The organism is Hymenobacter metallilatus (assembly GCF_003944705.1).
Taxonomy (GTDB): domain Bacteria; phylum Bacteroidota; class Bacteroidia; order Cytophagales; family Hymenobacteraceae; genus Hymenobacter; species Hymenobacter metallilatus.
This window is the reverse complement of sequence record NZ_RWIS01000001.1, coordinates 827,983-838,795: the sequence shown is the minus strand read 5'-3', so window position 1 is coordinate 838,795 and position 10,813 is coordinate 827,983. Positions and strand designations below refer to the sequence as shown.

Below are 10,813 nucleotides of genomic sequence, written 5' to 3'. Positions count from 1 at the left end.
CGTTCGAAACCGGGCTGCAAAGGTAACCTGTTTTTCTGCCTTTTTCCAAGAACCAGACCGAAAAAAGTTTTTCGGTCTCGACTCCTGCCAAGCGCCTCCTGCTGAAGCGGGGTGCAAAGGTAGCACCTTCTCATTGCCATTTGCAACCCCAGGGGCCAACTTTTTTTCACCGGCTCTTTCGCCAGGAAAGACGCGGACGGCGAAACGGCGCCGGGAGGCCGGCAGGAACTGCGCGCTGGTGGCCCCAAGGGTGGCAGCGGCCCGCTCCGCGTTTCGGATTGGGAGCGCAAAGGTGGCCGGTTGCCCCCGGAATTCCAAACCCCAGGCCCAAAAAAATCCGTTCAAGGCCCGCCTCAGTTGCCTTTCTGCCACACAATCAGCGCCATTAGTTTTGTGAATGGGCTTTGGGATAACTGACCTTGTACAGGGAGTAGCAATACGAGAGCGGCAGGTAAGGAATGGGATTAGGCATTTATGGCCGGAAGGGGGGCAGAAAGCGAGATGCCAGCTCTGCGTTATATAGTATATATAGTAGGGAGTTACTCCACGCCTATATAAGCAGGGCCCGATTCATACGTATGAATCGGGCCCTGCTTATATAGATGTTACTTGACTTTATTCGGCAATCTTGGTCACCTTGAATTCAGTGCGACGGTTCCTCTGGAACTCATCTTCTGTCTTGGCATTCTTGAGTACTGGGCGAGTTTCGCCGTAGCCCTTCGCGGTAATGCGTGATTTATCGATGCCTTTAGATACGATATAGGCTACTGCTGACTCAGCACGCTTTTGAGAGAGGGTAATATTGTAGGCGTCTTTCCCTCGGGAGTCCGTATGGGAGCTTAGCTCAATGGTGATTTTGGGGTTATCGTTGAGCGTTTGCACTAGCTTATCCAACTCGATGGCAGCATCCGGGCGAATATCGGCTTTGTCGTAATCGTAGAAGATGTTCTCTACAACGATGGCCTTATTCTTCACGATTTTGGTAAGCGTGAGGGTTACGGGCACTTTCACGTCGTTCATCAACTCAGGCAAAGCATCCTGAGCGGGCTTACGACCAACTGTGCTGAGTGAATTTCGAGCGGTGAAGTAGCCGTCACGGTCGGAAATCAGGGAGTAGTTGGCAGCAGCAGTATCTAGTTTGATACTGAATTTGCCATCGGCACCGGTTGTTACCTCCTGCAATTTCTGGCCTTTGCTGTCATAGAGGGTAACAGCCTCGTTAGCCACTGGGGCGGTTTCGCCCGTTTTGTCGTTGCGCTCTACCAGTGTACCATCTGCATAGAAGGTAACGAGCTTGATGGGCTTCTCGCGGAACATGTACAGGTCGTCGGAACCCTTGCCGCCAGCACGATTGGAGGAGAATACGCCCGCCTTTTTATCGGTAAAGAAAGGAGCGAAGTCGTCGCCGTTGCTGTTAATGGGGGTTCCAAGGTTGACTACCTTGCCTTTCTCTACCTTAAAGATATCGAGCTTACCCAAACCAGGGTGCCCATCGGAGGAAAAGTACAGGGTGCCATCGGGGGCAACGGCCGGAAAGTTTTCGTTACTGGGAGTATTGACTTGGTCGCCCAGATTCTCAGGAGTAGAGAACCGTCCGGGGCTTTCCATAGTGGATTTATACAGGTCGTTGCCACCGAGGCCACCTTTGCGGGTAGACGTAAAATAAAGCGTCTGCCCATCGGGGGAAAATACCGGCGAGAACTCATCAGCAGTGCTACTGTTCACTCCACGCAGGATTTCGGGTTCCGTCCAGGCACCGTTGCGGTAATATGAGGCCCATAGGTCAACGCTCAGGTAGCCTTTTTTGGAGCCGTTGTTGGAACGGGCAAACACCATCATCTTGCCATCGGGCGAGTAAGTGGCGCTGGCCTCGTGCTTGTCGATGGAGTTGATGATGGGGTCGAGCTTACGCACCGTGCCACCCGTCATTTTCTGGTCGTCGTCGAATTTAATGGCGTATAGGTCATTGAACCCTTCGCCATTGCCGAGGTAGACTTTGCCTTCACGGCCAGAAGCAAATACCAATTCCTTGGTATCGGGGATACGAGTGGTACTGAACTCGGCGGCCGGGGTATTAATTTGATCGAGCGGCATCACCTCATTGTTGGTGCGCATGGCTACGATGTTATTGGCAGACTTGGCATTTTTAGCCTCTACCTCAGCGCGGGCGGCCAGAGTACGGTTGCCACCATTCTGGGCATAGCTCTCAAACTGCGTGGCAGCTTCGTCGAACTTCCCGTTGGCCCGCAGTGCTTGGGCGTAATAATAGCCGGCATCGGCATTTTTGACACCTCCATCTACCGCTGCCTTATAATACGACTCGGCCTGCTCAATGCGGTTCGATAAGCGGTACGATTCGGCTAACCGGTAATTGGCCATGGCGACATTTTTCCCCTTGGCCACATCGGCCTTATAGAGGGCAATAGCCGATTCGTATTCACCGCGAGCAAAACGCTTATCGGCCTTACTCATGCCGCCGGAAGCTGCACAGCCGCTTAGCACGGCAGCAGAACCTACAGTGGCACACAACAGAGTAAAATTTCGCATAGAGGAAAGGAAGGGGGATTGAACAGAATGGCTGGCCCTCATTTTGGCCAACTTGGTGCTAATAATACTACTATTATGCAAATTTTCAGGGCAAACCGACTGTTTTTCCATCATTTTAAAAATATCGGGTGAGCCAGGTAGCAGCAGCCGGAACCGGCCAGCCGGCCTGAAGTTGAGCCTGCGTGCCGATGGTGTTGTCGAAATAGGGCGTGGTAGGAAGCAACACTCCGGATGCAATAGCCTGCTTTAACTCCCGCCGGTCGAGCAGTTGAATCTGGTCCTGGAGTACGAAAGCTAACTTTGACTTCTCGAGCAGTTGTATGCCCACCTGCTGCTCAAGTTCCTGCACGAACCGTACTGACGCATCAATGGAACAGCCGCTGGCATCGGCTACGGCTTCATCTAAGCCAATGACCAAAAACTGCTGGTGAAAGATGGCCGCCGAGGCAGCCAACGTACGGCCGTGGCTGGTCCAGCTGGTGGCAAACTGCTGCAGCACCGGCTGCAGCGCCTGCACTTCGGTTGCGGTGAAAGGGCGGCTGGCCTGATAAATCCAGAGCCGGGCGGAAGGCGGCAATTCGGTGAAGGGAACGTACATAGAAAGGAGACCAGCAGGAGCCGGGAGAATTTCTTTTATAGGTAAAGAAACAGCCCCGCCCGGAAGTTCCGGTGCGGGGCTGATTGTGTATGAGCTGTTAGTTGCCTGCCGAACGTATACTGCTGGCGCAACAACTAACAACCAGTTACTCATTAAGCGTTGAGTCCTTCGGCAGAAGCAATGAGTTCGGCCAAGTCGAATACCTGGACATCCTGCTCCCGGTCCTTGTTCTTTACGCCGTCGGCCATCATGGTCATGCAGAAGGGACAGGCTACGGCAATTACGCTGCCCCCGCGGTTGGAGCCGGCGGGCAATACAGGGGCCGTGCTTTCCACGCCTTGCAGGTTCAGCAGCACGCCGGCGTCGCCATCAAGAGTGGCTAATGCTTCTTCGGCCCGCTCGATGTTCACGTCTTTTTTGCCGGGCTCAGGTTCTTTCCACATCTGAGCCCCACCAGCCCCGCAGCAAAGGCCGTTGGTTTTGCAACGCTTCATTTCCAGCAGGTCGGCATCCAGCACCTCCAGTACTTCGCGTGGAGCCTCGTAGATGTTGTTGGCGCGGCCCAGGTAGCAGGAGTCGTGGAAGGTGATGCGGCGGCCCTTGAACGACTCGCCTCCTTTAGCCGTCACGCGGCCCTCGTTGATGAGCTGCTGCAGGAAGGTGCTGTGGTGAATTACCTCATACTCGCCGCCGAGGGCGGGGTATTCGTTTTTGATGGTGTTGAAGCAGTGGGGGCAGGCCGTAACCACTTTCTTAATGCCGTAGCCGTTGAGGGTGGCAATGTTGGTCATGGCCTGCATCTGAAACAGGAACTCGTTGCCGGCGCGCTTGGCCGGGTCGCCGGTGCAGGATTCTTCCATGCCCAGCACGGCGTAGCTCACGCCTACATGTTCCAGAATGCGGACGAAGGCGCGGGTTACGCGCTTGTACCGGTCATCGAAGGCCCCGGCGCAGCCCACCCAGAACAGTACTTCCGGGGATTCACCCCGGGCGGCCAAGTCGGCCATCAGTGGAACAGATACGGGGCGTTTGGCAGTTTGCTCAGCCATTCTATTTTGTTGACAGTTGTCAGTTATCAGTTGTCAGGTAGCCGCCAGCGGCAGGGCATCGTGGTTTATTTCATCAACAACCCGCAGCCAGCAACTTGATTTATTTCTTCGCCACGAACAGGTCGTCGGCCCAGTTGAACCTGTCGGAGGGCGAGAAGGCCCAGGGGGCGCCGTTGTTTTCAATGTTGCTGAACATTACGTTCAGGGAGTTGGGCGCGGCCGACTCTTCCAGCACCAGGAAGCGGCGCATCTCGATGATGCTTTCCAGAGGGTTGATGTTCACCGGGCAAGCTTCCACGCAGGCGTTGCAGGTGGTACAGGCCCATAGCTCCTCGGGGGTTACATAGCCGCGCAGCAGGGTGTGGTTTTCCTTATCGAACTGCTCCTGGGGAGTGTGCTTGGCCTCCGGGCCGTATAAGCTGGGGTGGAAAATCAGCGGGGAGTTGTACTTCTCCTCTACCCTATCCCGGGTATCCATGATGATTTTGCGGGGCGAGAGCAGCTTGCCGGTGAGGTTGGCCGGACACACCGAGGTGCAGCGGCCGCACTCGGTGCAGGAGTAAGCATTGAGCAGGTTGGTCCAAGCCAAATCGTCCACGTCTTTGGCCCCGAAGGGAGTGGGAGCTGCCGCCGAGCCATCGGGGTTGGTGGCCGGGGCCGGCACCTGATAGCTGGGGTCCATCATGGCTTTCACCTCGTGGGTAATGCTGTCCACGTTTGAGAACTGCCCCTGCGGCACCAGCCGGGAGTAGAACACATTGGGGAAGGCCATGATGATATGGAAGTGCTTGCTGCTGGGCAGGTAGTTCAGAAACAGCAGAATACCCACAATGTGCGCCCACCAGCCCACGCGCTCCAGTACGACCAGGGCCGTGAGGCTGTCGGGCAGCAGGCCCGTGAGAAACTGGCTGATGGGAAACGCGCCGGGCAGGTTCTTGCCTTCCAACTGGTGCAGCTTCAGGTCGGCGGAGTTCATCAGGAACAAGGCTACCATCAGAATCACCTCCACATACAGAATTACGTTAGCATCCAATTTCGGCCAGGCCCGCAGCTCAGGGCCGGTAAACCGGCGCACCACGCCCACGTTGCGGCGCCACCAGAATGCCACCACGGCCAGCACTACCAAGGCACCCAGCACCTCGTTGGTGCCGGTGAGGGCCGAATACAGCGGGCCCAGAAACTGTAGAAACCGATGGGTGCCAAAAAGGCCGTCCACCATAATTTCCAGCACCTCAATATTGATAACGATGAAGCCAACGTAGACAATGAGGTGCAGAATGGCCGGGGTAAGGCGCTTGAACATCTTCTGCTGGCCGAAGGCAACCAACAGGGTTTTCCAGAGACGCTCAGAGGTATGGCCGCTCATGTCCCGGTCGCGCCCGACGAGGATATTGGCCCGAATCTTCCGCGCCTGCCAGGCAAACAGGCCGAAGCCTGCCACCGCCACCAGCAGGAAGAGAATGTTTTGGATGGAGAAGTGCACGGGAAAATGGGTAGGTTTGGGTTTAGGCCGAAATATAGTCGTTATGCATAACAAATTACAGCTTTCCGGGCGGAGAGTTTCTCTCGGCGAAAAAAAAATGCATCACCACTTGCGGGTTGCAAATCCTTTACTACTTTTGTGCTCCCCAACGGCTACACCGCCTCTGGGGGCCCACGAGCTGGTAATGTAGCTCAGTTGGTAGAGCACAGCACTGAAAATGCTGGTGTCGTTGGTTCGATTCCAACCATTACCACAAAAAGGCCTTCTGTATTACACAGAAGGCCTTTTTTGTTTACCGTAAGCTTGTACACGAATAGCGCCGGACGAGCTTACGACAGCATGGGCTGGGAACAGTGCACGGCAGAGGTAATGCGTACACCGCGGCCGCCGTGCCGCTGAAAAAACCGGTCGATTTGCTGGCTGAGCACTTGAAAATCGTCGGTTTCCAACTCTGCCACGATATGCTCCAGCGCGGATATGTGCCGCTCAGTAGTCAGCAGAATACCTGGCTCCTCTACCCAGGCGTAGGCATAGAGGCGGGTACCGTCGGCCGCAACAGTTTGGTGGAGGTAGCGCACATCGGTAATGGGAATGAAGGCAGCCTCACCGTTCCCAACCGGATAGTCCCAGGAGCGGTACAAGGAAATGCGTGTGAACCCCAATTCACACAGGTAAGCATCTTTAGTAGCAGTACAAAGCATAGCCCGGCAGAAAAACTGTGAGGGAAAGTGATACTGCTGGCGGCAGCACCTTGTGCAAGGTGCGGGGCAATGCCGCTGGCGTAAAGGAATATTCCATCCGGTTTGTGACACGCCTGGCACCGGGGCGAGCAGCACTTACGCCTCCCGGCCGCGGATACACGTTGGCTACCCGACCGGTAGGGCCATTGTACCGGATACACACCCTGCAGTAAAACAGCCGATTGTGACATGCTCCAGCGGCATTTTCTCGTGGGGCAAGAACAGCTTGGGTGAAACAGCTGGGCTTTGGAAAAGAATTTGGGGAATAGCTGGAGTTTGTCGCGCGGAACTATGTACTTCCCCCTCCATTCCTTCCTCCCACCTTTCCAGCTACCCTATGCACACTGCCACTGAACTCCGTGCCGAGCGTTTGGCCACCACCATCTACCCCGATTCGGAACTAGCCTCTATTGCCGTAGCCCGGCAGATTGCCGACCTGATCCGGCAGCGGGCGGCTGAAAACCGCACCTGCGTACTAGGGCTGGCCACAGGCTCCACTCCTACCCGCTTGTACGAAGAACTGGTACGGTTGCACCAGCAGGAAGGGCTGAGCTTCCGGAATGTGGTAACCTTCAACCTGGACGAGTATTACCCCATGCAGCCCGACTCGTTGCAGAGCTACGTGCGCTTCATGCACGAGTATTTGTTCGACCATATTGATGTGCGGCCCGAAAACGTGCACATTCCGGATGGCACCCGGCCCCAGGAACAGGTTGCGGAGTTCTGCCGCCGCTACGAGGAGCAGATCCGAGAGGCGGGCGGTATTGATTTGCAGGTGCTGGGCATTGGGCGCACCGGCCACATCGGCTTCAATGAGCCCGGTTCGGGGGCGGCCTCCCGCACCCGCCTGATTACCCTCGACCACATTACCCGTACCGATGCCGCTTCGGATTTTTATGGGGAAGAAAACGTGCCCCGCCGGGCCATTACGATGGGCGTGGGCACCATTCTGGAAGCCCGCGAAATTGTGCTGCTGGCCTGGGGAGAAGGCAAAGCGGCCGTGGTGAAGCGCATGGTAGAGGGCGAGCCCACCGACTCGGTGCCGGCCACCTACCTGCAGCAGCACCCCAACGTGCGGGTGATACTGGACGAAGCCGCCGGCGCCGAGCTGACGCGGGTAAAAACGCCCTGGCTGGTAGGCCGGGCCCTCGACTGGCAGCACGCGCCCACGGTGCGCAAGGCCGTTACGTGGCTGGCCCGCACCCTGCAAAAACCCATTCTCAAGCTCACCGACGAAGAGTACAACGAGAATGGCCTGTCGGAACTGCTGGCGGAATCGGGGCTGGCCTACGATATCAACATCCGGGTATTCCGGCAGCTACAGCGCACCATTACGGGCTGGCCCGGCGGCAAGCCCCACGCCGACGACACCGACCGCCCCGAGCGGGCGGCACCGTTTCCGAAGCGGGTGCTCATCTTCTCGCCCCACCCCGACGACGATGTAATAAGCATGGGCGGCACGCTGCTGCGGCTCGTGGACCAGGGCCACGACGTGCACGTGGCTTACCAGACCTCCGGCAACATTGCCGTGTTTGACGACGAGGCCATCCGGTTTGCGGAGTTTGTGGCCGAGTATGACAGCATGTTCCGCCTCGACGACCAGCCCGCCGAAACCCTTTATCACCGCGTGGCCGACTTTCTGCGCAACAAGCTGCCCGGCCAGGTTGACTCGGAGGAGGTGCAGCAGATAAAAGGGCTGATCCGGCGGGGCGAGGCCAAGAGTGCCTGCCGCTACGCCGGAGTGCCCGATTCGAACATCCATTTTCAGGACCTGCCTTTCTATGAAACCGGCCGGGTGCGGAAAAAGCCAATCGGGGAAGAAGATATCCGCCTGACGATGGATTTGCTCAGCCAGGTGCAGCCCCAGCAGGTGTATGCCGCCGGCGACCTATCGGACCCCCACGGCACCCACCGGGTGTGCCTGACGGCTATTTTTGAAGCCATCCGGCGCCTGAAAGCGGCGAAGGCACCGTGGCTGGCCGACTGCCGGGTGTGGCTGTACCGGGGAGCCTGGCAGGAGTGGGACGTGGACCAGATTGAAATGGCCGTGCCCCTTTCGCCCCAGGAACTGACGCGCAAGCGCCGCGCCATTTTCAAGCACCAGAGCCAGAAGGACCGGCCGCTGTTTCCGGGGGCCGACCAGCGCGAGTTCTGGCAGCGGGCTGAGGAGCGAAACCGCACCACCGCCCGCCTCTACGACCAGCTGGGGCTGCCTGAGTACGAGGGTATTGAAGCCTTTGTGCGCTGGCATTTTTAAGTACCCACGGGAAGCCGATTAAGGGTAAATGAGAAAACCGGTGTTTACGAAGGAAACAGGCGCAACCCTGAGCTCCAGGCAAGCGACCTTTTATTCTACGCCCCGGTATTCTCATCACCAGACAGGCTTTCAATTCCGCCCTGCCTTTCCATTTTTCAGGTTTGTCTGGTCGCAGCCGTGCTTGAGCGGGTTGTGGTGCTCTCGGATACCCCTTCCGCTTTAAGCGCGGCTGCTGTGGGTAGGGCCGGAGGGCTGATATGCGGCGCGGCGGCTATCTTTAGCGGCTGCATGAAGATTCTGGCCCCCACTACCGAAGACCTACTGCACCGCATGGCTACTGCCGACGACCCGCAGGCCTTTGCTTTGTTTTTCACCCGCTTTCATAGTCCGCTGCTGGGGTTTGCCATGCGGTACGTGCGCGGCCGGGAGCTGGCCGAGGAGGTGGTATCGGACGTTTTTCTGAAGGTGTGGCACAAGCGGGCTTCTTTGCCCACCATTCAGAACATCAGCAGCTACCTGTACGTGGCCGTCAAAAACCAGGCGCTCAACTACCTCCAGAAAGCTGAAAATCACCCTACTCAGGAACTGGAGGAAGTGCCCGCTGCCCTGCAGGTAGAGGACATGACGCCGGAGCGGACTCTGCTGACCCAGGAGCTGTACCACGAGATTCAGCGGGCGGTGCAGAAGCTGCCGCCCCAGTGCCAGACAATTTTTCGGCTGATTCGGGAAGACGGGCTGAAATACCGGGAGGTAGCTGATATTCTGGAGCTTTCCGTGAAAACCGTGGAAGTGCAGATGGGCATTGCCATCAAAAAAATAAGCGCCGAGCTGCAACACCACCTGCCGCAGGGCCGCCCCGGTGCGGGTGGCGGCCAGCGCCTGGCCGTATGGCTGGGGCCGTTGCTGCCTCTGGCGTACTGGCAGCTGCTTGCCCGGATGCTGCCAGCCCGGCGGCCGTATTTTTTACGGCCCGCTTAGGGGCAACCCGCCAGGCTGGTGTCTATCAGATACACAACACTATCCTCAGCTATACTATAATGGAGCTTTCGGCAATACACGAACTTATTGGCAAAGACCTGGCCGGCGAGCTGCTTCCGGAGGAACAGGCAGTGCTTACGGCCTGGCTGGCCCAGGCCACCGCTACCGAAAAGCTGACGTACGAGGCAATCCGACACTACTGGACCCTACCGGTGCGCCCGGTGGCCACTGCCGCCGAAACGGCCGCCGCCCTGGAGGCCCTGTTGCCCCGCCTGCCCGACGCCGGCAGTACGCCTCCAGTTCCTGAAGAAGCCCGGATTATTCCGTTTGCTCCCGCAACGCCCTGGTGGCGCGGCCGGGCAGCGGCGGCGGTGGCCGGGGTGGCGGTAGTGGGTGGGGCCTTAGTATATGGGGTGATGCAGCAACTGTCCAATGAGGCCGGAGTTCCGCCTTCGTACACCGAGTACGTGACGCCCCGGGGAGCCACGGCCAAGGTACTGCTGGCCGACGGTACGGCCGTGTGGCTGAACGCCGACAGCCACTTGTGGTACCCAAAGAAGTTTGGCGGGCAGCAGCGGGAGGTGTATTTGCAGGGCGAAGCCTACTTCGATGTGATGCCCAGCCGCCAGCAGCCTTTTACGGTGCATGTGGGCCGCCAGCAGGTGCGGGTGCTGGGCACTTCCTTCAACGTGCAGGCGTACCCCGAAGAGCCTACCGTGGAAACGGCCGTGGTTACCGGTCGGGTGGCCTTCATCCGGGCTGGGGCTGGGGGGGCGGCTACCTCCCAGGATACGCTTTACGTGACGCCCAACCAGCAGGCCGTGTTTGTGAAGCGCACGGCGGCCCTGCGGCGGCAGCCAGCCAACAGCCAGGACGTTACCGCCTGGAACCGGGGGGAGTTGGTATTTGAGCAGACGCCCCTGGATGAGGTGGCTCGCACGCTGGCCCGGCAGTACAACACATCGGTGGTGCTGGAAAACGAGGCCCTGCGCACCTGCCGCCTCACCGGCCGCTTCCAGCACCAGAGCCTGCCGGAAGTTGTGCGCCTGCTCGCCCTGACGGGCAGCTTCGGGTTTGAGCTGAGCCCCAAGCAACTACGCATTACGGGGCCGGGTTGCCGGTAGCGCAGGCCAGGTTAGCTTACGGGCATTTGGCGTATAT

The 10,813-nt window shown here is 58.2% G+C and carries 8 protein-coding genes and 1 tRNA gene; 4 read left to right on the top strand and 5 right to left on the bottom strand.

Translation table 11 applies throughout. The features are described from left to right. Positions 1–615: 615 nt before the first annotated feature. The 4 genes from EI290_RS03355 to EI290_RS03340 form a co-directional block, all read right to left on the bottom strand. The gene (locus EI290_RS03355) at positions 616–2,547 is read right to left on the bottom strand and encodes an OmpA family protein (RefSeq protein ID WP_246008835.1); all 1,932 of its coding nucleotides are present in this window, start codon (positions 2,545–2,547) and stop codon (positions 616–618) included. Between the two features lie 115 nt (positions 2,548–2,662). Further along, positions 2,663–3,145, bottom strand: coding sequence for a hypothetical protein (locus EI290_RS03350; protein ID WP_125426681.1), 483 nt, complete (start codon positions 3,143–3,145; stop codon positions 2,663–2,665). A 152-nt stretch (positions 3,146–3,297) separates the two neighbouring features. Next, a complete protein-coding gene (locus tag EI290_RS03345) occupies positions 3,298–4,152 on the bottom strand; it encodes a (Fe-S)-binding protein (protein ID WP_125426767.1) in 855 nt (284 codons plus the stop codon). 142 nt (positions 4,153–4,294) lie between these two features. Then, the gene (locus tag EI290_RS03340) at positions 4,295–5,677 is read right to left on the bottom strand and encodes a 4Fe-4S dicluster domain-containing protein (RefSeq protein ID WP_125426679.1); all 1,383 of its coding nucleotides are present in this window, start codon (positions 5,675–5,677) and stop codon (positions 4,295–4,297) included. A 180-nt stretch (positions 5,678–5,857) separates the two neighbouring features. Here EI290_RS03340 and EI290_RS03335 point away from each other — a divergent pair. After that, a tRNA-Phe gene (locus EI290_RS03335) sits at positions 5,858–5,930 on the top strand. 76 nt (positions 5,931–6,006) lie between these two features. On the opposite strand, the gene EI290_RS03330 is transcribed toward EI290_RS03335, so the two are convergent. Continuing rightward, complete coding sequence (locus tag EI290_RS03330; protein ID WP_125426677.1) at positions 6,007–6,378, bottom strand: hypothetical protein; 372 nt, start codon at positions 6,376–6,378, stop codon at positions 6,007–6,009. 376 nt (positions 6,379–6,754) lie between these two features. Between EI290_RS03330 and nagB the strand changes: the two genes are divergently transcribed. The 3 genes from nagB to EI290_RS03315 all read left to right on the top strand — a co-directional run bounded on the left by nagB (position 6,755) and on the right by EI290_RS03315 (position 10,776). Next, the gene (nagB, locus tag EI290_RS03325) at positions 6,755–8,674 is read left to right on the top strand and encodes a glucosamine-6-phosphate deaminase (protein ID WP_125426675.1); all 1,920 of its coding nucleotides are present in this window, start codon (positions 6,755–6,757) and stop codon (positions 8,672–8,674) included. A 288-nt stretch (positions 8,675–8,962) separates the two neighbouring features. After that, the gene (locus EI290_RS03320; protein ID WP_125426673.1) at positions 8,963–9,652 is read left to right on the top strand and encodes an RNA polymerase sigma-70 factor; all 690 of its coding nucleotides are present in this window, start codon (positions 8,963–8,965) and stop codon (positions 9,650–9,652) included. A 59-nt stretch (positions 9,653–9,711) separates the two neighbouring features. Further along, complete coding sequence (locus tag EI290_RS03315; protein WP_185816827.1) at positions 9,712–10,776, top strand: FecR family protein; 1,065 nt, start codon at positions 9,712–9,714, stop codon at positions 10,774–10,776. Positions 10,777–10,813 lie beyond the last annotated feature (37 nt).

What these genes read in the sequence shown, in the direction of transcription:
- EI290_RS03330 (WP_125426677.1), bottom strand. Translation starts at nt 6,378, where the DNA reads ATGCTTTGTACTGCTACTAAAGATGCTTACCTGTGTGAATTGGGGTTC.
- EI290_RS03350 (WP_125426681.1), bottom strand. Translation starts at nt 3,145, where the DNA reads ATGTACGTTCCCTTCACCGAATTGCCGCCTTCCGCCCGGCTCTGGATT.
- EI290_RS03320 (WP_125426673.1), top strand. Translation starts at nt 8,963, where the DNA reads ATGAAGATTCTGGCCCCCACTACCGAAGACCTACTGCACCGCATGGCT.
- nagB (WP_125426675.1), top strand. Translation starts at nt 6,755, where the DNA reads ATGCACACTGCCACTGAACTCCGTGCCGAGCGTTTGGCCACCACCATC.
- EI290_RS03355 (WP_246008835.1), bottom strand. Translation starts at nt 2,547, where the DNA reads ATGCGAAATTTTACTCTGTTGTGTGCCACTGTAGGTTCTGCTGCCGTG.
- EI290_RS03315 (WP_185816827.1), top strand. Translation starts at nt 9,712, where the DNA reads ATGGAGCTTTCGGCAATACACGAACTTATTGGCAAAGACCTGGCCGGC.
- EI290_RS03345 (WP_125426767.1), bottom strand. Translation starts at nt 4,152, where the DNA reads ATGGCCGACTTGGCCGCCCGGGGTGAATCCCCGGAAGTACTGTTCTGG.